Source organism: Paenibacillus pabuli NBRC 13638 (assembly GCF_001514495.1).
In the GTDB taxonomy this organism is placed as follows: Bacteria; Bacillota; Bacilli; order Paenibacillales; family Paenibacillaceae; genus Paenibacillus; species Paenibacillus pabuli.
Genome location: NZ_BCNM01000031.1, coordinates 1 through 23,252, shown reverse-complemented (window position 1 = coordinate 23,252; position 23,252 = coordinate 1). Strand labels below are relative to the sequence as shown.

18 protein-coding genes are annotated in these 23,252 nt (G+C 48.1%); 4 read left to right on the top strand and 14 right to left on the bottom strand.

The window, feature by feature from the left end; translation table 11 throughout:
* Positions 1-9: 9 nt before the first annotated feature.
* The 5 genes from PPA03S_RS29220 to PPA03S_RS29200 form a co-directional block, all read right to left on the bottom strand.
* Positions 10-2,886: a J domain-containing protein gene (locus PPA03S_RS29220; protein WP_062329269.1), complete on the bottom strand. Its 2,877-nt coding sequence runs from the start codon at positions 2,884-2,886 to the stop codon at positions 10-12.
* A gap of 7 nt (positions 2,887-2,893) precedes the next feature.
* Positions 2,894-4,591: a molecular chaperone HscC gene (locus PPA03S_RS29215; RefSeq protein ID WP_062329267.1), complete on the bottom strand. Its 1,698-nt coding sequence runs from the start codon at positions 4,589-4,591 to the stop codon at positions 2,894-2,896.
* A gap of 290 nt (positions 4,592-4,881) precedes the next feature.
* Positions 4,882-6,060: an ABC transporter permease gene (locus PPA03S_RS29210; RefSeq protein WP_062329265.1), complete on the bottom strand. Its 1,179-nt coding sequence runs from the start codon at positions 6,058-6,060 to the stop codon at positions 4,882-4,884.
* Complete coding sequence (locus PPA03S_RS29205; RefSeq protein ID WP_062329263.1) at positions 6,053-7,237, bottom strand: ABC transporter permease; 1,185 nt, start codon at positions 7,235-7,237, stop codon at positions 6,053-6,055. The genes PPA03S_RS29210 and PPA03S_RS29205 overlap by 8 nt, the downstream gene beginning before the upstream one ends.
* Before the next feature lie 13 nt (positions 7,238-7,250).
* A complete protein-coding gene (locus tag PPA03S_RS29200; protein WP_062329324.1) occupies positions 7,251-8,186 on the bottom strand; it encodes an ABC transporter ATP-binding protein in 936 nt (311 codons plus the stop codon).
* Positions 8,187-8,393: 207 nt separating this feature from the next.
* Here PPA03S_RS29200 and PPA03S_RS29195 point away from each other — a divergent pair, with 207 nt between their 5' ends.
* Together PPA03S_RS29195 and PPA03S_RS29190 are read left to right on the top strand one after the other, a co-directional pair.
* Entirely contained in the window at positions 8,394-9,665 is a 1,272-nt protein-coding gene (locus PPA03S_RS29195) for a sensor histidine kinase (protein WP_062329261.1), read from the top strand.
* Between the two features lie 20 nt (positions 9,666-9,685).
* Entirely contained in the window at positions 9,686-10,378 is a 693-nt protein-coding gene (locus PPA03S_RS29190; RefSeq protein ID WP_082704360.1) for a response regulator, read from the top strand.
* A gap of 51 nt (positions 10,379-10,429) precedes the next feature.
* On the opposite strand, the gene PPA03S_RS29185 is transcribed toward PPA03S_RS29190, so the two are convergent.
* From PPA03S_RS29185 to ftsE, 5 genes are all read right to left on the bottom strand, one after another.
* Entirely contained in the window at positions 10,430-11,752 is a 1,323-nt protein-coding gene (locus PPA03S_RS29185) for a PDZ domain-containing protein (RefSeq protein ID WP_062329259.1), read from the bottom strand.
* A gap of 63 nt (positions 11,753-11,815) precedes the next feature.
* Entirely contained in the window at positions 11,816-13,285 is a 1,470-nt protein-coding gene (locus tag PPA03S_RS29180; protein WP_062329257.1) for a S41 family peptidase, read from the bottom strand.
* A 134-nt stretch (positions 13,286-13,419) separates the two neighbouring features.
* Positions 13,420-14,700, bottom strand: coding sequence for a murein hydrolase activator EnvC family protein (locus PPA03S_RS29175; protein ID WP_062329255.1), 1,281 nt, complete (start codon positions 14,698-14,700; stop codon positions 13,420-13,422).
* Positions 14,701-14,853: 153 nt separating this feature from the next.
* Positions 14,854-15,771 (bottom strand): permease-like cell division protein FtsX, encoded by a 918-nt coding sequence (gene ftsX / locus PPA03S_RS29170; protein ID WP_062329253.1) that lies wholly within the window; start codon positions 15,769-15,771, stop codon positions 14,854-14,856.
* On the bottom strand, positions 15,761-16,447 hold the full coding sequence (gene ftsE, locus PPA03S_RS29165; protein ID WP_024631580.1) for a cell division ATP-binding protein FtsE: 687 nt from the start codon (positions 16,445-16,447) through the stop codon (positions 15,761-15,763). The genes ftsX and ftsE overlap by 11 nt, the downstream gene beginning before the upstream one ends.
* Positions 16,448-16,699: 252 nt before the next feature.
* Here ftsE and PPA03S_RS29160 point away from each other — a divergent pair, with 252 nt between their 5' ends.
* Positions 16,700-18,136 (top strand): VanW family protein, encoded by a 1,437-nt coding sequence (locus tag PPA03S_RS29160; protein ID WP_062329251.1) that lies wholly within the window; start codon positions 16,700-16,702, stop codon positions 18,134-18,136.
* 156 nt (positions 18,137-18,292) lie between these two features.
* Here the strand turns inward: PPA03S_RS29160 and PPA03S_RS29155 are convergent, their stop codons facing one another.
* The 4 genes from PPA03S_RS29155 to PPA03S_RS29140 all read right to left on the bottom strand — a co-directional run bounded on the left by PPA03S_RS29155 (position 18,293) and on the right by PPA03S_RS29140 (position 22,014).
* Entirely contained in the window at positions 18,293-19,852 is a 1,560-nt protein-coding gene (locus PPA03S_RS29155; RefSeq protein ID WP_062329249.1) for an MDR family MFS transporter, read from the bottom strand.
* Positions 19,853-19,924: 72 nt separating this feature from the next.
* Positions 19,925-20,626: a hypothetical protein gene (locus tag PPA03S_RS29150; protein WP_062329248.1), complete on the bottom strand. Its 702-nt coding sequence runs from the start codon at positions 20,624-20,626 to the stop codon at positions 19,925-19,927.
* Positions 20,627-20,650: 24 nt separating this feature from the next.
* Positions 20,651-21,376 (bottom strand): polymer-forming cytoskeletal protein, encoded by a 726-nt coding sequence (locus tag PPA03S_RS29145; protein ID WP_062329246.1) that lies wholly within the window; start codon positions 21,374-21,376, stop codon positions 20,651-20,653.
* A 14-nt stretch (positions 21,377-21,390) separates the two neighbouring features.
* Positions 21,391-22,014, bottom strand: coding sequence for a YhbD family protein (locus PPA03S_RS29140; protein ID WP_062329243.1), 624 nt, complete (start codon positions 22,012-22,014; stop codon positions 21,391-21,393).
* A gap of 341 nt (positions 22,015-22,355) precedes the next feature.
* Between PPA03S_RS29140 and PPA03S_RS29135 the strand changes: the two genes are divergently transcribed.
* A complete protein-coding gene (locus PPA03S_RS29135) occupies positions 22,356-23,144 on the top strand; it encodes an alpha/beta hydrolase (RefSeq protein ID WP_062329241.1) in 789 nt (262 codons plus the stop codon).
* Positions 23,145-23,252 lie beyond the last annotated feature (108 nt).

Here is a 23,252-nt window from a genome sequence, read left to right as displayed (position 1 = left end):
AGTGCCTCCTTATACAAAATGTAAACTCAGGACGTCATCAGGCATCAGATGTTGAAGCGGTAACCTGGATGGCCACAGTTCATACGCCGGTTTTGATTTTCTCAATCTTCTCCAAAATGGAAGTCCTCGCTGTTCTGCATGGGCAACGATAGCTTCCCATCTCAGAACGTAGTCTGGATGCTCCGGCTGTTCACGAACTGCTTTTTCGGCATAAATACGCGCACGATCCATATTTCCGATATCGTAATAGACCATGCTCAGGTAACTGCATACATCACCTTCAAGCCCTCCACGATACGCTTTGTCGAGATCAAGTAGCGCCTGATTCAAATTCCCCATACGGTAAGCAGCAATCCCCGCGTACAACCAAATATGAGGATCAATATTCTCTGATGGTTCTCCGTCTATATAAACCTCAACCCAAGAAAGGGCTCGCTCCCAAGAATGACTTTCCACATGATAGCGTGTTATGAAGAGTATTCCCCACAGCTGAATCGAATCGAAGTTAGACATCTCTTCAGCCAGCCGATTCAATATATCATCTCGTTCTTGAACATCGGACTCCATGACGCAAACAATTACCATTCTGATCAGTTCATATGTGCCGGGGTTTTCGTCCAGGCCATTCCTGTACACATTCAGTGCCTCGCTAACCCTTCCTTGCTCACGCAAAATATCCCCTTCAAGCAGAGGACCGTCCGGATCTTCAGGATTTTCCCTACGAAATGTTCTAACTTCCTCCAGCGCCTGAACGCCCTCCCCCAACATTCCATGAGCAACCGCCAAATAATAGGGTGTGTTTGTAGAGCACCCAAATGTTTGTGATACTTTAAGTGATTGGAGCGCTTCAGCATATTGCTGCCTTTTCAGATGTGAGAAGCCCTTGCGAAACCAGTCCATCGTGTGATCCGAATCATCAAGTGTAAGATGCTTATAGTCAACCAACGCTTCTTTATATCTTTCGTTATTATAGTAACAAAATGCCCTTAATGATCGGTATGCATATACGTGAGGATCAAGTTCAATGGCCTTATCTGAAAAATAAATACATTTCATGTTTTGTTCCTGGCGATGATGTGCAATCGCAAGAGAGTGCCATGCCCCTGCATGGGAAGGATTCAACTGGGTCGATTTATCCAGATCAAGTATTGCCTCTGGGCTGTTTCCCATTTCGAGATGCAACTGACCGCGTTCAAAAAGGATTGCAAAAATATCGCCTGCCGCTTCGATTGCTGCCATTTCCGCATTTTTTAGGATCTCCAGCGCTTCCTCATTTTTCTCCATCCGAATGCATGCCTGCGCCCACAATACATATAAACCTTCATCGAGCTTATCCGCCATGTGAATTTCGGCCATATATCGAAGAAGCTGTTCATCTTCATCCATTTCGACATAACTTAGGGCAACCAGACGTTGAAGCTCTTTGCGAGCACTCCAATCCTTCTCATCCTCTGCCGTTTTCTTCTGAGCCTCAACTAAAGCCAGATTTAATTCTATCAATGCAATCTGTGCTTCAAAATCAAACGGATGAATGGAGACAATCCGTTGCAATAGATAGATTGCCTTGGCGTCATCTCCGTGATGTTGATGATATCTCGCAAGTCCATTTAAGGCATCCAGATGATTGGGATGAAGCTCCAGAATCTTATTGTACAAATTGACGGACTGCTCAAGATGTCCCGCATTTTCCAACAATCTTGCACGGTGAAGCAATCCGTCTATAGATTCAGGAACCAGTTCAATCAGTCGTTCAAACAACATCTCTGCAGCCATTTCCTCTCGATTCCACAGACGAAATTTGCCTGCCAACAGAAGCATATCGGGATCGTCTGCGTATAACTCCATCGCAGCGTCAATATGGGGACTGACTTGTCCCCACTCCCCCTGTAACATCCTTTGAAATACAGTATCCCGGTACCGTATGAACGTTTCATAATCCACTTCTTGTTCAGGATCAAACGTGTCGTAACGCAATTCCCAAGCACGTTCCAGCTCTAGAGTAGGACGATCAGCAATTTCATCCGATAACAACGCTCTTAATTCATCCTGACGCTCCGTCCATCCGAAGAATTCATTTAATATGCGCCAGATTGCTTTCGGCACATAAGGATATTCCACCAGAATCTGCAGCAATTCAGTTCCGGTGTGATATTTCACATCGAGCCGCCATAGCTCCTCTCTCTGTGTCCATTCTTCCCAAACAGTGATTTCTGGGCGCCTAAAAATATCCTCCAGAATATCTCGTGCCTGAGCCAGCAGCAACACTGAATCGCTCAGGTCTCTGGAACCTTCAAGCGATAATGCCTCCATCCACGATGGAGATACCCAATTCACCCTAGTCAGCGGTAAAACAGTAGCACTTAGATCTTCTGCAGGAGCAGAGACTTCAATCCAAGACGGAGGCACCCAGCTCGTCCCACCCAGTGGAAAAACGGCTCCACTTGGAACTGTGGGAACTTCATGAGAAGAAACCTCCATCCAAGATGGAGGCACCCAGTGCTCTTGTTCTATGGAAGGATACACTGGTTTAACATCTGCCTCATTCTCCTGCAACGATTCCTGATTTTCAATATCATGCTTGGCATCAACTTCGATCAAAGTCTCCCGATCCAAGTTATTTAGTTGTTCAGTTTGTCTATCCTCATCATGTCTTATTTCCTGCCTATGCACGGGTCTCAGTTCAATCTGATCTCGATCATTTAACAAAAAGCCCTCTTTCTCAAGCTCTTTAGCAGCCTTGAGTGCTTGTTCATAAGCGGATCGAAGTAACTGAAAACCGTCCGGATCATCTTCCGGATGAGTCATCCGAAGCTGCTTGGCATAAGCTCGTTTGATAACCCTCATATCCTGCGTCGGCTCGAGTTCTAATCGCGTCCAGAAGTCCATTCACGAATCACCCCCAAACTTTTTCGATTTGATCCAGCACTTCCTTCAACTTCTCAGCTTCTTTCTTGATTTCCTTGTCATCCTGACGTTTAAGCGTCTCTTCATATCCAAGCATGGCCTTGGCGATGATTTCCCGATGCTCAGACAGCGATTCTTCATACATTCGTTCTCCCCGAGCCAAAAGCAAGCGATTCTCCATCCGTTCCCGGGGATGAATCTTGATCGCCTCCAACGCTTTGAAACGTTCGATAATCTCCTCCTTGGACAACTCAGTTTCCTTCGCCTGAATGATCGCTACCTTCTTCTCTCCCGTTCCAACCGCTGTGACTTCCACTTCAAGGATGCCGTTAATGTCATACGTGAACCGGATATCCACAGCTTGCTCTCCTCCAGGAGCTGGAGGTATTGAGATGGCCAGATCCCCAAGCTTCACGTTGTTTTTGGCCACGCGGCTCTCACCTTGGTAAATGTCCGCAGTAAGAGAGGTCTGATTATCGTCTATCGTGTAGTAACGTTCCACTCTACTGACCGGAATCACTGTATTTCGTTCGATAATTGGGGAAAACATCCCGGATTCGTATCGTCCATTTCCGAGTGATACGGAAACCGAAGTCCCCAATGTATATGGACATACATCCGTCAGGATGACTTCCTGTAAATCTTCATGGCGCGATTTCATTGCCGCCTGAATGCCGACACCTAGCGCAACAGCTTCATCGGGATGCAAGTGATTGGCAGGCAATCTACCAAACAGCTTGCCAGTAAATGAATAAATAAGTGGCATGCGAGTAGCTCCTCCCACGAGGATTACTGCATCCAATTCACTTAGTTTAACTGAAGCATCACGCAGTGCCCGTTCAACCGGTTTTTGCAGACGTGCCAGCAATGGCTTCGCCGCCTGATCGAAACTGGAACGATCTATAGCAAACTCTTTCAACCCTTTTTCAAAAGTCAGGGACATTGCACCCTCACGTCCATCGCTTAATGCCCGCTTACACAACTCTGCCTGCTTCCATAATGCCGACTGCTCTTTGGCTGACAAGGTATCTTGCTGAATCTGATGCTCCAACGCAAACAAATCCGCGAGCAGACGTGTGAAATCTTCACCACCCAGAAAGTTATCCCCAGCAACCGATTTTACTTCCATAATCTGATCAAACAGCTCCAAGACGGATACATCAAATGTACCTCCACCCAGATCAAATACCAAAAACTTGGTTTCAGATTGCTGTTGATGCAAACCATAAGCAATGGCTGCCGCAGTCGGTTCACTAAGAAGGCGTTCCACCTTAATGCCGGCAAGCTCACCTGCACGCTGAGTTGCCTTTCGTTGAGCATCATTGAAATATGCTGGCACGCTGATGACAGCTTCTGTCACTACTTCTCCCAGAAAAGCTTCTGCATCCGCTTTGAGTGATTTCAAAATAAACGCCGAAAGTTCCTCCGGTAAAAATCGATATGTACCCAAACTAAAGGTTCTTCCAGTACCCATGTATCTTTTGAAAACGGATGCTGTACGCTCAGGATGCGTGATCATTCGCTCCTTGGCCACTTCTCCTACCAGTACCTCTCCATTGTCATCCACGCTGACAACTGAAGGCGTCAAACGATTACCCAGGGCATTCGGAATAATAACCGATTCTCCATTCATCCAGCAAGATACAAGGCTGTTCGTTGTCCCTAAATCAATACCAATAATTGTCATTAACGTATACCTTCTTTCTAATTACAATCTAATCATGCATAGAATAAATCCACATGCCTTGTTGTTATGTGATGGCATGTTAGGCCAATCTTTGGAATCTTAGTCTTTCTATAGTTCTAACGATCAATTTATCACATATGAGTAGCACCAGGACATAGGTATAACTTCACTGATTCTTCCCCAGCAATTACACGAAACAGAAATCGGCACGCTCCATGCCTTATGGCAGCTCAAAAAGCCGGATGCACAATTGTGCATCCGGCTCATTTATTAAGCGTTACTCCTGTAAGTTATGCATCCACACCCGGCTGGCTGGGACGAAGAATTGCCGAGCCTACGGTCAGCAAAATGGCAGCCATGCCCCCCAGGATCAACAGCGGTATTGTAATATCCGACAACGTACCGCCAGCGGAGACTGTTTCCACCGCCTGAATCGCCCATTTCTGCGGCACAAAATTGGCGAGTTTTTGCATGTAATCCGGCATAATCGACAGCGGCCAGAAGCAGCCGCCAATCATGCATGTCGGTGTAATAATCAGCGAATTCAACATGTTTGCATTTTTGGATTCCCGGATCAATCCGGCAACTGTGCTTGCAATCCCCATGGAAACCAGCATAAACGCAGCCAGAATGAGGAAATGAATGCCAAATGGAATCCCCGCATCATAATGAAGCACCCAGCTGCTGATCCCCAGGACCAGAACAATCTGGATCATGCCAATCGCAAAGCTGCCCAGGAAATTACCAAGCGCGATTTCATAGGCGCGGACTGGGGCCGTGTAAACCCTTGCCATCGTACGCTGCCTGCGATCTTCCATAATAACAGCAACTGCACTCGTCAGCAGTCCCATCATGAACATAAGCGTAAATCCAGTCACATTGTTCAGGCCCGGTTTCGGATACATCTGGAGTTCGGTTGCTTCGCCCGCGATTTGATGTTTGCCTAATTCCACTAACAACTGTTCGAATGTTGCCTGTTTCTGTGAAAGATCAGGAGTCTCACCAGATACCGCATCTGCTGCCGCCAGCACTGCCGAAGCAGACTGATTCAGTCCAGACGCCAAACCTTCCACCGCAGCCCTGAGGGTATAGGAGCTTTCACTGGCACGAAGTTCGACCAGCTCTACCTCAGCCTGTTTATTTTGCAGCAGATCATCTGTATAATTCGCCGGGATGATCATCCCGGAAGTCCCCTTTTGCTGTGCAATGGCATCCTTAAGTTCGGCAACATGGTTCATTGGCTTGAGCAGGTATTCCTCCTTTTGGCCGAGCTCATCCAAGATCCATGCGCCCGCTGCACCCTGATCCTCGTTTACATAAAGGATGACAGCCCGTGTGCCTTGCTCACTCCCAAACAACGCAACCGCTCCGCTGACGACAAGACAGGGAAGGAGAAAAAATGCAATAAAGCCACGTTTACGCAATATGGTACGCCGGATCATCAACCAGGCAATATTCAGACTATTCATAGCGGTAACCCGCCTTTCTATAGATCAGTGCTGCTGCGGCTACCAGTATCCCACATACCGTCCCCAACATCATGATGCTGTTCATGATCTCACTTACAGGGGCATTCAGCATCATCCGCAAAAAACTTTGCAGAGCCCAGTGGTTTACCGTAAATTCACTTATGCGTTGTACAAAATCAATGGCAATCGGCGTAAATCCGCCGCTGATAAACGTCATGGCAATGATAACGCCCTGCAGAGCGGCACTTGCCGATGCGGCATTTTTGCAGACCAGGGCCACAATCACGCCGAGAGTCATCGAAGCCAGCGTAATCAGCACACAGATCAGAACAATTAACCAAGGATGTGTACCCCAGTTCACACCGTATAACCAATGTGACATCAGTACGATGAGGATGGCCTGCATGAAAGCAAGGAGGCTGTTGCCTGCAATTTTCCCTGCAAAGATGACTCCATTGCCAATTGGTGCTGCCTGTAGGCGCATTAACGTTTTTTTGTCTCTCTCCCCAAAAAGGCTATTACTGGTTGTCATGCCTGAGTAAAGCATGAACATGGCGAGCATGGAAGCCGCATAATATTGTGAAGCACTATAGGAGTCCCCCGCTTTTCCAGGACTGCTGACCGTTATAAAGGATGTGTCCGAGGCATGGGTTTGCGATTGCGCAGCCATTACAGTCATCGCTTCCGGCCCTAACACCTTTGCCGCAGCAACTTGTCTGTTCAGTTCGTCCGTGAATCGGGCAAACAACGTCTGACCCACGACATTAAGCGTGCCATCTTTCCCCAGTATCCATTGCAGTCTCGCCTCTTCCCCTTTCCTGACCTGCTCCTCCAGATTTGCTGGGACGATGACCGCAAAATCCAGTTCACCACGGCGCAGAGCATGTACAGCCTCTTCTTCTGAAGACATGGATTCTACATTCATCATGCTCGTTATCGCCGGCGATGTCACAAACGCATTCAGGGCTTTACTGACCCAACCGGACGCAGATTTGTCCTGCAGAATACCTACTCTCACGGGGCCCGGGGTCGTTCCCTTGCCATTATCCATCGTACTGGAAAGGGCAGTACCCAATATAAAGATCAGCAGCAAGGGCAAAATGAACAGGTTCAGCAGAACCGACCGAATTTTCAGTATGCGCCTTAGCTCAAAGATACAAATCGTCCATATTTTCATCAGATATCCCCCCCTAGTCCCGAAGCGTACGTCCGGTCAGATTGAGGAACAGCGTCTCCAGATCCGGCTCTTCGACGTTGAGTGACTGAATGGAAACTTCATGTTTGCTGCAAATGAAAAGCATATCTTGGAGATCCTGCTGTGCGGCAGGCAGCGTAATCGTCAGCGTGTCCCCCGACACTTCTACCGCCCGCACACGGGGGTGAAGTTTTAACTCTTCCACAACATCGGGGCCGATGCCCAAAGTCGTGAGCATGATTTTTTCCTCGGAGGCCACCCGTTCTCTCAGTTCAGCTTCAGTGCCGCAGGCAATAATATGACCCTTATCCATAATCGCTACTCGGTGACTGATCGCAGCAACTTCCTCCATATAATGACTGGTATAGATAATGGTTGAACCCATATGATTAAGTGTGCGCACGGATTCCAGAATATGATTCCGCGATTGCGGATCAATACCGACCGTCGGTTCATCCATAATGATCAGATCCGGGCGGTGCGTAATGGCACATGCAATATTCAGCCTGCGTTTCATCCCGCCGGAGAAGGTAGAGGGGGCATCCTTCGCTCTGTCCTGCAAACCTACAAACTCCAGCGATTCCTCTACCCTTTCCTTCAGCAGCTTCCCCCGTAGTCCGTATAACCGGGCAAAAAAAGTGACGTTATCTGCTGCACTCATCGTTTCGTATAAAGCCAGATCCTGCGGTACCAGTCCGATCTTTCGCTTCACTTCAAGCGGTCTTTCCTTAACGGATATGCCGGCCAGACGGATTTCCCCCTGATCGAAGTTCAGGAGCCCGGCAATCATGCTGATGGTCGTACTTTTGCCTGCCCCATTGGGACCAAGCAGCCCGAAAATTTCTCCTTTGCCCACATTCAGATTTAAATGATCCACCGAAATCTTGCTACCGTATCGTTTTACTATATTTTCGACTTCAAGCATAACCATCATTCCTCGCTCCTCTTCACTCCAGTGATCTTCGCTGGATTTCATATCTGTATTGTAACGGATTGTCTGCTCTTGCGAAGGTACGAAAGGTCATGAAACGAAGGTGACTTAAGTCATCTCCTGATCAGGAAGCGGCTTATGATATAATTCATGTTACATTAACGGGTGATTTTTCCACTCCTCTTTTGAAAAGGATGTTACTGACCTATGCCGATGCGGTTATTGCAATACAGTTTAATTATCATTCCGTCTGTGTTGTACATTTTGACGCTTCCCATGAAGCTGGAAGATATGTATACCCTGTACATCATCATTGCTATTGGACTTGCCGTATGCAAAGACTTCGCTCGTTCAAACACTTTACGTTTGCTGTTGTTTCTGGTGGAGATGCTCTGGAACTGCTGGCTGATCGTTTTATATGGACCATTCATGTTGTTTCTCTCCCTATCCGTGCTCTATGTGTATATGTATAAACTCGAAGGGAAACTTCGCTGGCTAATGTTGGGGGGCCAGCTCTTTGTTAGTAACCTCGCATTACATTGGCACTATGCAGCCCCATCGGAACTGTCTTCATGGTTTAATGTATCTCCGCTGATTTCAGCCACCCCTTACGTTGAAGAAGCAACTGGAAGCATTGTCGGCAGCCTGTTCTTCCTCATTGTTGCCGTACTCTCCTGGCAGGGGGCCAAGACAGCAAACAGCCGAGGGAAGTTGGAACAGGTGTATGACGAGATTCGCAGCAAACATTATGAGCTGCAGGAAGCGCGTGCACAACTGCTGCAATTCACGAAGCAACTTGAAGGCGTCGCCCAGGCGGAGGAGCGCACCCGTATCTCAAGGCAGCTTCATGATGATATCGGACACCGCCTGATTCGCACCAAGATGATGTCTGAGGCTGCTCTGCTGACTCTTCCCACCCATCTGGAACAGGGGACGGAAATGGTGAGACAGATTCGGGATCAATTAGCGGCTAGTATGGACGATATGCGCACAACACTCCACAAGTTGCGGCCAGACGCCTACGGTTCCGATGCCTATGCACTGGATCGTCTTCTCGAGGAGGTGGGCAGGGAAACAGGTGTAAAGACCCGTTATGACGTTCAGGGACCTTCCCAGACCCTCTATCCAAGCATCCAAATTGTCCTGTACAAAAACGCAAAGGAATCTCTGACAAACGCACTGAAACACGGGAACGCAACAACAATATCAGTGCAGCTGTCCTTTAGTGGGCGTGAAGTGTGCATGACCGTCACGAATGACGGCCGGATCGACGATTCTAATCAAGAGCCAACGAACAAACACCACCAGGAACGACGCCCTAGCCGGAGTGCCAAAGCAGAGTCTGCAAGGCTTGGCATGGGACACGAAGGAATGCGTATGCGTACACAATCCGTAGGAGGCACCCTGGAAATTCAATCTGCTTATCCCTATACAGTGATTACACGGCTGCCAATCACGAAACAAACGGATATCCTCTGAAAAAGGAAGTGACTTGCTTTATGTCTGAACAAGAAAGTATCGATTCAATGAATGGTGCTCTCCCCTCACCGCCCATTCGGCTGCTTCTCGCGGACGATGATTCCTTTATCCGTGAAAGTCTCAAAGTACTGCTCGGACTTGATCCCGGCATCCGGGTCACGGGTACAGCCTCAAACGGGCATGAAGCACTTGAGCTGCTGGAGACAGGGGACCCTGCTGATGTTGTACTTATGGATATTCGTATGCCTGGCTGTGATGGAGTCAAAGGAACACGAATCATTAAGTCAAGGTTTCCTGACGTGCGTGTCTTGATGCTTACCACATTTGACGATGACGAGTACATTATTCAGGCTTTACAGAACGGAGCCAGCGGTTATTTGCTCAAAAATGTGCCCCCGGACCGGATCATTCAAGGCATCAAGACCGTACATAACGGGGATATGTTGATTCATCCTGATGTTGCTCGTAAGCTCGCGAGTTTGCTCCGTCCTACTGCAGCGCCCCAGACACAAGAACCCATTGACTCTTACGGACTGACCCGGATGGAACTGGCTGTTGCGGTAGCCATATCCGAAGGGTTATCCAACAAGGAAATTGCCGCCAAACTGTACCTCAGTGAAGGTACGGTCAAAAACTATGTCACCGATATTCTAGGCAAACTCAGTCTGCGTGATCGGACACAGATTGCCATCTTTATGCTAAAAAACAAATAGAAAGAAGGGTATTTCCTCACCTGTACAGGTTGTGGAAATACCCTTCTTTTATTACATCTCTATAGACTTTTGCTCTCCTGATGTTGCAGGAGGCAGTGCCAGCGGAGCATCGTCGTTGCGTTTATCGTTACGCCGTCCGAACAATTTGAGACTTACGATATGAAACAGCGTTAATGGACGCAAACGGAGCGCCCAAGCTTCATGATTGTCCGGGGCCATGAGGACGCCAAGCTGATGATGCTCGCCTTCATAGATCGCCCGTTGCATGAACTTGCTCTCTCCCTGATGATTGCGCACCTCCAGTTTGCAAAAGGCTGGATTCATACGCAAAGCGCGATGTAATTGCTCAGGGGAATGCACCAAGACACCATTCACCTTATACAAGGTTTCCCCTGCTTCAATCCCCAGTTCTTCTGCAGGACTATCGGGAATGACGCCCAGCACCTTCAGACCGTGTTCAGGATGAACAAACAACGGACTGCGGTTTTGTTCCTCGAAGCCGCTGTACCACACAAGGAACTCATGCCCAATAAAAGCAGCCAGGGCTGCGACAACCATGAGCGGGGACCACCATGCAGCCAGGAGACTGAGTATGAGTAAAGCTGTCCCATATAGCAACAGCCGTTTCGCTGAAATCTTCACTTTCTGTCCAGGGAGCATACTCTGGGTAACTTCTCCGAATCCCAGCAAAATCGGCAGTGCAACCAGGATATAGCCACTACCTCCGTTCAACAGAGGGGACCATGGCAACTCAGCTCCACCTGTAACAGGAACAAGGATCAGTAAAGGAATCGGCCAGAAATGTTGCAGTTGATACCCTCCAACCAGCTTGCCGCGTTTGCCTTCGAAGAGTAACGGCGATGCCATGGATTCCCCTTGCATCCGTACCATGAATCCTTCACCGATATGTAATACCGCTGCGAGCACAAGAAGTGCAGGCATATCCAGCGCACGCAATGCTTCAGTGACATTCCCCATCCATCCTGCCGGTTGCCAGCCCGATGCCACATGTAAACCAAATTGCAACACACCAAGCAAACCTGCTGCATAAGCGAAGCATAAGTAGCGAATACGGAATAATGCCAGAAATAGCGTAGCTGCCCATATACAGATCAGACTGCTCAGTGTGAGATGTGCCCCGAGGAACAGAGACACGATGGAGACTATTACTCCGATCACTATACCTCCAAGCACTGCACGAATGGTCTGAGTGATCGAGCTTTGCAGACGAACGTGGAACAATTTGCGTTCCTGTAATAATTGACGATGATAAACGAGTGCGATCAAGATTACCGCAATATAATAAAACGGCTGAATCAACAACTGCAACAATGCTTCCCCTAATGTAGTCAACCATGGCCAAGCCCATTCCATGTGGACGGTCACCCCTCTCCTTCAGCCGGTTCAGAAAAAAAGAAGGCTGAAAATCAGCCTTCTTTATGGCTTCGACACTGCGGACGAAATATCCTTTGAGACATTTTCGATCGCGCGCTTCAGCTGTGCATCATATTGAGGATTGGCAATACGTTCAATGAGAGCCGCTTCCAGTGATTCAGCGGTTTTCTCATCAATCTGGCCCGTTGCCTGAATGCCTTTTTGTTTCTGGAATGCTTTGACCGCTTCTTCTGTCTTCTGGTCGTAGTATCCGTCCACACGATCCGGCTTGAAGTCAAGTCCTCTCAGCATCGTCTGCGCACTTTTCACATCCGTGCTATTGCTGTCATATTTCAAAGGTAATTTTTCTTTGTTGATGGGTGCCACCGAGAAGTAATCCGGCTGGTCCACCGCAATATCCGGTTTGATTCCTTTTTCATGAATCCAGTCACCATTCGGAGTCAGCCATTTGGCAATGGTGATTTTGAGCAGGCTGCCATCACCCATCTGCTTGTCATAACTCGTTTGTACGGTTCCTTTACCAAAGGAGTTTTCTCCAACCAGCGTTGCGCCAGCGGACTGCTGCAATGCACCGGCCAAAATCTCGGACGCACTCGCGCTTCCTTTGTTCATCAATACCGTAATTGGATAGGATTTACCTGATCCGTTTGATTTGCTTTGTTCCTTTTTACCGTTCTTGTCTTCGACTTGAACAATAACTTTGCCTTTCGGAACAAATTGCTCGGCAATATCAATAACGACTTGCAGCACACCACCCGGGTCATTACGAACATCAATGATCAGACCCTTCATGTTCTGCTTCTCCAGCTTCGCCAGTTCTTCCTTAAAGCGATCACCTGTGTTCAGCGAGAATTGTGTGATTGTAATTACACCAACACCGTTATCCTCCATGTGGGCATACACCGTCTCTAGATCAATGTCATCACGCACAATGACAAATTCAATCAGCTCGGAAGATCCGGCACGTTTAACCTGTACCTTCGCTTCACTGCCTTTTGGACCTCTGATTTTGTTGACGGCTTTGTTCAGTTCCAAACCTTGCAGGGATTCACCATTCACCGACATGATCATGTCTTTCGCGCGAATACCCGCTTTTTCGGCAGGCGATCCTTTGATTGGGGATACGACCACAACATTCCCGTCCTGCGAGGATACCTCTGCACCGATTCCGGTAAATGAACCTTCAATCGATTCCTCAAACTGGGCCGCTGTTTCCTGCCCCATATAGTTGGAGTACGGATCACCAAGAGATTCCATCATGCCGTTGATCGCACCATCAATCAGTTTGGTACGATCCACGTCTTTATAATAGTTGCTTGAGATCAAATCCATCGCGGTTTCAATCTTCTTCAAATCGTTCTTCTGCTGCGAACTGCCAGTCACACTGGCGAGCAGTCCTTCACCAGGTGTCGTCTGTGCCAGACCAGGGGAGCTCATCAGCGCAAGCGTAAGCAGGCTGCCTCCAAGAAGGGCTACAATGACAAGCAGCAGGGCCGATCTTTTCTTCATCATCCGTTTGTCACCGCCTTTAGTATTGAAGCGTGTCAAATTCAATTGTTCCGTCAATCATTTCCTGAACATGCCAGCTTAGTATATGCCTAGCTTGTACGGAATATGTTCGTTCCATTCCAACGGTTGCCTAAAAACTACAAATAGTTGAATGGATTCACCGCTGTTCCGTTATCACGTACTTCAAAATGCAAATGCGGCCCAGTAGAGTTGCCTGTACTACCTGATTCAGCAATAATATCGCCACGGCTTACCGTGTCTCCCTTACTGACCTTAAATCCACCTTCACGTAAATGACCGTATAATGTCCATAAGCCGCCTCCGTGGTCAACAATGACCGTGTAACCATAGCCGCTGTACCATTCAGCCATAATCACGATCCCGCCAGAAGCCGCATGAACCGACGTTCCTTGAGCAACCGCAAAGTCTACACCCGCATGCATTTTACCCACTTCACCCGTAATCGGGTGAATACGAGGTCCGAACCCGGAAGATACACGCGCACCCGATACAGGCATCCCAAAGATACCGTTACCACTGGAGTACGTAGTACTAGTGTTGCTATTAGAGCTAACTTTGGTTGGCGCCTTGGCAGCTGCCGCCGCACGGGCTGCCGCTGCTGCTTTTGCTTTGGCAGCCGCTGCCGCTTGCTGTTCACGCAATTTATTTTTCTCTTGCAGAAGTGCCGAACGCTTGCTTGCAATCTGCATCAGTACGTCTTCCTGTTCTTGCGTCAGCTCTTCCGACTCTTCAATTTTAGCATCATAGGAGGCAAGAAGCACTTGCTTTTCCTGTTCCTTCTCATTCAACTGGGACTTGCGCTGTTTCTTCTGCGCGTACAGACTCTTGGCTTCCGCATATTGCACATCCAGCTCTGCCTTTTTGTCCACTACGAGCTGCTTGTCCTTTTTATGCTCATCCAGCAGATGCTGGTCCTGATCCACGATCGTTTTCAGTGAATCTGCACGAGTCAGAAAATCGGAGAAGCTTGTTGAAGTTAACAACACATCGAGATACGAAACGGCGCCGTCTGTATACATGAGACGTACACGTGATTCAAGCAATTTCTCTCTTGCAACGATACGTTCTTCAGCGGCTTGCAGATCTTTTTTTGTTGTCCGAAGATCCTCTTCCGTATTTTCGATCTGCAACGATACGTTCGCCAGTTCATCACTTACCACATTGATCTGCTCCATGACAACTTTCAGGTAAGCATTGGTCTTGTTTTTGTAATGCTGCGCTTCCTTCTTGTTGCTGGCAGCCTTTTGCTGCTCTTTTTTGGCCGAAGCCGCCTTGCTCTCCAGTTGCTGAATCTGCTGATCAATGTCGCTAATGCTACTCTTGGCATATCCGTCAGAAGGTTGAAGCGTCAAACTGGCCAATAACGTTAAAGCCAGCAGCGAAGCTGTTTTTTTCAAAATGTGATCCCCCATCCTATGAATTCACAAGAAAGCAACCTGCACAGGTGGTGAACAGCATGTTCTTTGCTTTCTTTACACTTAAGACTCCGTCTTTACTACATATCGTCAAACAGCGTTCATCTGTGAACCTGTTTTGCCATTCTTTTTCGATTAAACGTTAAGAGACTTGCGGATCGACAATGTACTTCCCAAAATACCAACCAGCACACCAAGTCCAATCAACAGTGTTCCAAACAGCAGCCAAATATCACCGAGTGGAATCAAATTAAGCATCTGCATAAATACATCCTGACCAATCGTAGCCATCAGACGGCTGTATCCGAAGAACAGTACAGCTACCGTAATTGCCGAACCGATCAGTCCAATCAGTGCCCCTTCAATAAAGAAAGGCCAGCGAATGAAAGTATTGGTTGCTCCAACCAGCTTCATGATGCCGATCTCCCGGCGCCGGGCCAGAATCGTTACGCGAATCGTATTCGAGATCAGGAACATGGACATCAGACCCAGTCCCCCAACAAAAATAAATCCGATATTCCGGACAAGCTTCGTAAATTTGAACAACACTTCCACCGTTTCCTTGCCGTAATTCACTTTCATGATCGGCTTCTCCGGGTGTTTATCGTTCAATGCTTCGATTTTTTGCGCCACAAAAGTGACGGTTTCCGGTTCAATGACCTCTACTTCAATGGTCTCCGGCAGTGGATTGTTATCCACATCAAAACCGCTCAGCACATTGTCTGCACTTTCTCCAAGACGTTCTCGGAACTCCTTGAGCCCTTCCTCTTTGGAGACAAAACGAATTTCACTGACTTCAGGCATGGCGCTGATTTCCTGCTCGAGCGTGTTACGAAGATTCTCATCCACATTCAGCTCAAGAAACGTACTGATCTCGACCTGACTGTCCACCTGGTTGGCCATGGAATTCACATTAAGCACCAAGAGCATGAACACACCCAGAATGAGTAATGACACAATAATCGACATGATGGAGGCCACGGACATCCAGCCGTTGCGGAATACGTTTTTGAATCCCTCCCGCAAATGGCGCAAGAGAGTACTAAAATTCATAACCGTATTCCCCTCTCATCTGATCCCGGACAATCTGTCCCCGTTCAATCGCGATTACCCGTTTACGCATCGTATTGACGATATCTTTGTTGTGAGTCGCCATTACAATCGTGGTTCCCCGGAAATTAATCTCGTCCAGCAGCTGCATAATGCCCCATGACGTCTCCGGATCCAGGTTCCCCGTAGGCTCGTCCGCAATAATGACAGACGGATTGTTCACGATGGCACGTGCGATGGCAATACGCTGCTGTTCCCCACCCGACAACTGTGAAGGTTCACGGTTCGCCTTGCTGCGCAGTCCAACCAGATCAAGCACTTCCATCACTCGTTTCTTGATGTGACGCTTCGGTGCTTCAATAACTTCCATGGCGAATGCCACGTTCTCAAACGCTGTCATGCGTGGCAGCAAACGAAAATCCTGGAACACAACGCCGATATTACGACGGACATAAGGAATCTTACGCGGCTTTAACTTTCCGATATTAAATCCGTTAATGGATATTTGTCCTTTGGTCGGAACTTCTTCCCGGTACATCAATTTCATAAATGTCGATTTGCCTGCGCCGGACGGACCGACGATATAGACAAATTCATTGCGGTCGATCTTCACCGACACCCCTTGTAATGCGTGGGTCCCATTGGCGTAGGTCTTCCACACGTCCTGCATTTCTATCACATCATCACTTCCCGTTGCATAGTTAGCCATTATCATTTCGACACAATCCCGGCATTTCCTTTAAAAAGACCTGAATTTCATCAGGGAAAATCCATTTCGCCCCTTTTTCGATGGTGAAGCATGGATTCATATGAATTTTATTGTAACAAATTTGTTACCTATTGAGTACCCGAAAGTTTTCCACCATTGGAACATATATATGGAAAGTGTTACGAATTGCGGAACAACAGAAGTACAAAGGAGCGTACGGATATGAAAAAAATACATTTGACGGTCATTTTGTTATTCTCTATCCTCTTGATCGGTTCCGCTTCCTACGGATTGCTGTATATGTACGTGAACCAGCCTGCTCTGCCAAAAGGTGTACGTGTTGGTGAATGGTCAGTAGAGGGTATGAATCGCAAGCAGGTGCAGCAAGCACTGGATGAGCGACTGAACCAACTGAAGGAGTGGCCTGTCACGATTAAGGTGGACGATCCAGCCGCCAAAACGATGACGTTCACCGCTGCCCAGACGGGTGCCAATTACAGTGCTGATGACTTCCGTGCAGCCGTACAGCAACTGGACGAAGGCAATCTGTGGGAGCGCGCTTACGCTCGATATCATTTCACTCAGGAGTGGCCCCTGAAGCTGACGTATCATTCAAAACCACTACAAGAACAGCTTCATGCTGCCTGGGAAAAGGAAACCTTCGGTTCGCCTGCGGACGCTGTCCGCCGCATTACCGCAAGCGACAAGGTCCAATACATCCCGGAAAAGGGCGTCCGCCGGATCGCCTGGGATGAACTTGCGAGCCTGATGCAGGCCACGCTGCACCGGGATTTCGCTGCACTGGAGCATGAGGCGGAGCCGAAGCCGCTGCTAATTCAGCTGCCATTGTATACGCTGCAGCCTGAGATAACGCTCGATTCGCTGCGCAAGGAGGGGATTGAGCGGAAGATCATCCAGTTCTCCACCAGCCTTGGCAGCAGCAGTGAAGGCCGGATACATAACGTCAGCGCAGCAGCGCAAGCCGTTAACGACATGGTTTTGCCGCCAAATGGTACATTTGATTATGAGAAGATCATCCGCAAGGCGGAGGAAGACTATGGCTTCCGCGAAGCACCCGTCATCGTGAATGGACGGTTAACCCCTGGTATTGGAGGCGGCATCTGCCAGGTATCCAGCACCGTCTACAATGCGGCCTTGTTGACCGGGCTGGATATTGTCGAGCGTCGCAATCACTCTCTGCCCGTCAAATATCTGCCAAAGGGGCTGGATGCCACATTTGCCTCAGGTTCGATTAATTTTCGATTCAAAAACAATACTGGCAAGTCCCTGCTAATTCAGGCCGAAGTGAAAAACAATCTGCTAACCGTAAAATTCTTCGGCACATTTCCGGAGAACGTCACCTATGAGCTCGAATCTCACACGATTGAAACGTTAAGCGCCCCCGTGAAATATGTTGCAAGCAACGCATTGCCCGATGGGGTTCAGCAAGTGCTCCAGAACGGTCAGCCCTGTTATATCGTTGAAACGGTGCGCACCAAGAAGGTCGACGGCAACATTGTCGAATCCAAAACCATAACGCGTGACACGTACAAAGCGCAGAATCGCCTGATTGCCCGTTCTTCCGGTCAGATCAACCTGCCAAATCCACAGGAGCCATCTGTGGTGGAAGATGGCATAAGCGACACGAAGCAACCTTAAAGCTAGTCCTTCCTTCTATTGGATTGCACTTTAGATGGAATTACGTGGCCAAATAAAAAAAGACACATCTCCTGTTTCCCATACTGGGACCTGAGAGAGGTGTCTTTGGTTTATTGTTATAGATTCTTATTGTCGTCAACGATCAGTCTAATTTTTTTAATGTCCGCCTGTATATTCTCCCTTTTCCTCACCGATGACCATCTTCTCCTTGCCCATGAAGAACGCAGCAATTAAAGCGAGCGCAGCCGGAATCGCAGCCCATGCAAAGAGCTGCACGATCGAGGAAGACAACGCATGCGTAATAGCATCCAGCACCTGAGGCGGAATCGCCTTTCTAAGCTCTGGTGACAGCAGCGCATGCGGATCGCTCAGATCCACACCCTGAGGTACACCGCCTGCTGGAGCACCAGCGCTGCCCGCTTCCGCCGCTGATCCGGCGAGGGCATCGTTCATCTTACGTGTAAATACCTGGCTCTGCACAATCCCAAAGATTGTAATCCCCATCGTCATGCCGAGTGACCGCAAAAAGTTAAGCGTAGAACTCGCAGCACCGCGTCTTTGCGGTTCAAACGCGTTCATGGCTGCATTGCTAAGCACGGAGAACGACGCCCCGACACCAAGACCTACCATCACCATGTAGATACGTATCGTCCAGAGGGAAGAGCCCTCATCCAGTGTGGTTAGCAACCCGAGACCAATGACCAGCAGGGCCAATGTAGGAATCATAATGTTACGATACTTGATTTTGGTCATCAGTACCCCGCCCATAGAGGCGGTCACGACTGACCCCAGCATCATGGGCAGCAGGACGAGGCCTGAATTGGTTGCTTTGCCGCCGAGCACACCCTGAATAAAGATTGGAATGTACACAGATGCCGTAATAAACGCCGCACCACTGAACATGCCAATAACATTACTGGACCAGTACACCCGGTTGCGGAACATGCCGAAGGAGATAATCGGTTCCTTGGCTCTCGTTTCTGCAAACAGGAAAAGCAGTGCCAGTACTACAAATCCGGCAAACAATCCGATAATCTGCCACGATCCCCAGGCGTATGTTTTGCCACCTAGCTCCAGACCGAAGATCAGACAAACCACAGCACCGATCAGCGTTACTGCACCCAACCAGTCGATCTGTTGAGATTGATGCTGATGAGATTCCTTGTAGAAAAAAGCAATAAACACAAATGCAATCAGGCCAAGTGGCAGATTGATATAAAATACCCATTCCCACGTCGCATACTGCGTAATATAAGCACCCAGCAGCGGACCGAATACGCTGGACAAGCCGAACACGGCTCCAAACAAACCGCCCAATTTGCCCCGGGATTCAGGTGCGACCACATCAAACATGATCGTAAAGGCAATCGGCACCAATGCACCTGCACCAATACCCTGAATAGCTCTGTACATCGTCAGTTCAACAATCGAAGTTGCCGTTCCGCATAATGCTGATCCAAGCATAAACACAATAATACCAAATACAAAAAACTTCTTCCGTCCGTACATATCGGATAATTTACCAAAGATCGGCATACCGGCCATCTCAGCTACCATATACGCGGAGGTCACCCAGACGAACTTGTCGAGTCCGCCCAGCTTCCCGACAATATCCCCCATTGCCGTTGCCACGATGGTATTGTCCATCGAAGCCATCAGTATGCTCAGCAGTAACCCTGCCAGCACCAATCCAATATTGTTTTTACGTGCAACCATTGTACTCTATCTCTCCATTCACGCTCTATTCATATGACTGCATTAGTATATCCGAAAAGTTGCGGCGGATAATCAGTCCAAGGACCGATTGCTTTGCACCAAAACTTCCGATAGCGGATGAATTTGCAGAGAAGAGCGGTATTCCACGGTTCCAATATGGCAGCCTGGGCCAATTTTTATTCGATCACCACGGACCACCTCGGCCACTGTGTTCTCTATTTCAATCTCATCCCCTTCGATCAGGTTGGTCTTGAGAACAGATTTGTTACCCGTGAACAAGCCATCCAGCAGTTTCCCGCGGCCACTCTTCACAGAGATGACAGAACCGCCCATTTCCCTGACCTCAGATGGTCCCATGATCTTAAGTGTCATTTGTTCAGCGCTGAGCATACCCGTTATCGTAAGCCGACCGTTCAACTTGAACTTTTCCGCCTGACAATCCCCTGACACATGAAGCTCCCCTACCACTTTCATCTGATCCCCTTTTGCGTGCAGGCTAGAGGGATGAATTCCGTCCATTCCTTCGTTGCTGGCAGCTCGCTCTTTCAGGGAAAGGGTTCCTGTGATCTTAATATCTGTTGATTCAAGTGATCCGTATATGACTGACGTACCGGTACATTTGAATTGATCACATATGATGTTGTCGTTAAATGAGGAATCCCCCACAACCTTGACCTTACCGTAAACACCGCCAGCAGAGCTGCCATCACCCACGATGCTGATATCGCTTTTCGTATTCACTGAACCCGCAGGGTTGTTATTCAAGTTAATCACGTCCTTTTCTCTCCATATCAAAATTTAAATCCGCTGACTGCTGCCCACCTTGGCATCTGGATCAACCACTAATTCACCCGAATATTCAATCATCCTGATGTTACAGCCACGACCGATATGAATCTTGCTGCCCCGAACAAGCTCAGCCTCGGTATCTTCCAACACAATTTCATCGCCCTCAATCAAAGATGTCATGAAGGATGGGGTACCGCCCAGGCCAATACTTTTCCAAAAGCCAGTCTGTTCCTTGCGACGAATATCAATGCGCTCTCCTCCGATCTCTTTAGCCGAAGAGGAGGTATGCAGCCTGATCTCAACCGTCCCCGCATTCAGGAAGCCACTGATTTTAATGTTGCCCTGTACGTTCAGGGACTCGCATTGCACATCGCCTTCAATATCGATCACGCCGCCAATATCAATCCGTTCTCCATCCACTCGTCCTCGTACGGTACACTTTCCGTTTACTTCAAGCTCAGGGCTGCGGAGATCTCCGTTAATGGTAGTCAAGCCATCCACACGAACACGAGAACTGGTCAAAGGTCCGTTCAGGGTGCACATACCATTGATCGTTGCACTTTCTGCGCTCAAAGCTCCATGCATCTTCAAGGTCCCATTCACATTAACGCTGGTACAATCGAGATTACCGTTCACTTTAGCCATGCCATCAATGGATACCCGGTGAAATTCCCCGCCTGCCGTTTGGCTCAAGCCCGCTACGTTCAGATCATTTCGCAAATTCCGTTCCTCCATATAAGATCCTCTCCCTACCCCAATTTGAGTTTTAATTCTTCCATAAACGTGCCCATAGGCTGCCTTAGAACTACCTTTACACCATTATCAAAATAAAACTCCGTTCCTGCCGTAACCAGCATGAATGATGGAACCCCCATCTTGCGAGTAAGCACCAGTTCGCTAGGTCTGCCTGTAAAACGATAATAATGCTCGGACATCACATCGATCAGCAGCGCGCCCTCCTGCCGGGTAATATCTCCGCTCATTAACAGCTTATCAAGGACGTACAGCATCATGATCTGTTCCAAAGCATACAACGGCCGCTCCTGATCCGATTCTTTCAACAGATCAAGCGATATCTGCGAAACAATGTTTCGATCTACCAGCTGTTGAGCAGACATTTCCACCTCACCCAACGTAGGCGAAAACACATCTGCAAGCTCATCCAGAGACAATCCGTCCTTCATATTGAGAATCTTGTCGATTCGCAATAATATCTGCTGTTTTGGAAAAAAGGTCTCCTGTCCGGTATAGGATGACTTCCTTATAAACCATTCCTCCGGAATAAGATTTTTCCGTTTCCAGCGATATAACTGACCGTAAGAGATACCCGTCAGGTCCAGCAATTCTTTTTTGGAGATCAAATCATCCGTCATATATGGTCCCCCTTTTTATTGAAATGAGTGTAACATAACATTGTTACGTTGTAAAGCGGTTGAATGTAAGTGCCATATCTAAATTTCTTTTCTCTTTTCGTCACTGCTCTGTTTTCTGCTGAGGTTGCGTCAAGAAGTCAGCAAATCCGAGAGCGGGCCTTTTTATGCCTACAGTTGATCTTGTTATTGCATTGGAACAGTTTTATGTATAACCTGTTTGATATAGACTTTTTGGCATTATTCAGAAGTCATATTTATCCTAATCATCTCGATCAGAACTTTTCGTTAGTTCAATCATTTTTCATTCATTCATTCATCTATGAAAGGGGTTTCTTTACCACATGGCACTAATTCAATGTAACTTCTACTCGGATACACTTGGTCTAAGCACCAGCATGCATGTTATCTTGCCACAACAAACCCACAATCAGATTGGTATGGAAAACGTCACGGGTCAGGGCTTACACCCTACTCTGTATTTACTGCATGGTCTGTCAGATGATGATTCCATCTGGCTGCGCCGCACATCCATTGAACGTTACGTAGCCAATCTCGGTATTGCCGTGGTAATGCCACAGGTCCACCGCAGTTTCTACACGGATATGGCTGATGGCGGGCAATACTGGAAGTTCATCAGCGAGGAGCTGCCAGCACTCGCACGTTCTTTCTTCCCGTTGTCACACAAACGCGAAGATAACTTTGTTGCCGGATTGTCGATGGGCGGGTATGGTGCGTTCAAGCTTGCTCTTCGCAAACCAGAGCAATATGCTGCGGCGGCAAGTTTATCGGGAGCACTTGATATGACAGCGCATATGGGCAGAAACGCATCATCAGCGCTGCAGCAGGCCGAGCTGCAACGGATTTTCGGACCACAGGTTGCCGGCACTGAGAATGATCTGATTCATTTGCTGAAAGAGAGTCAAGCGAACCAAGGGCCGCAGCCCTTGCTCTACCAGTGCTGTGGTACGGAAGATTTCTTATATGAAGATAATCAATCCTTCCGTCAGGCCTGCGCCGAGTCCGATCTCCAATTGACTTATGAGGAAGAACCCGGTGAACATGAATGGGGCTATTGGGACAAGAAGATTCAGGACGTGCTGAAATGGTTGCCGCTGCGTGAACGTGAATAGGAAAAAATTATAGATTTAATCTATAGGTTAGGCATTTTAAACTATGTGAATACAAAAAAGCAGGCCTGAGAAAAAATCTCTCTAGCCTGCTTTTTTGTATGACAGTTT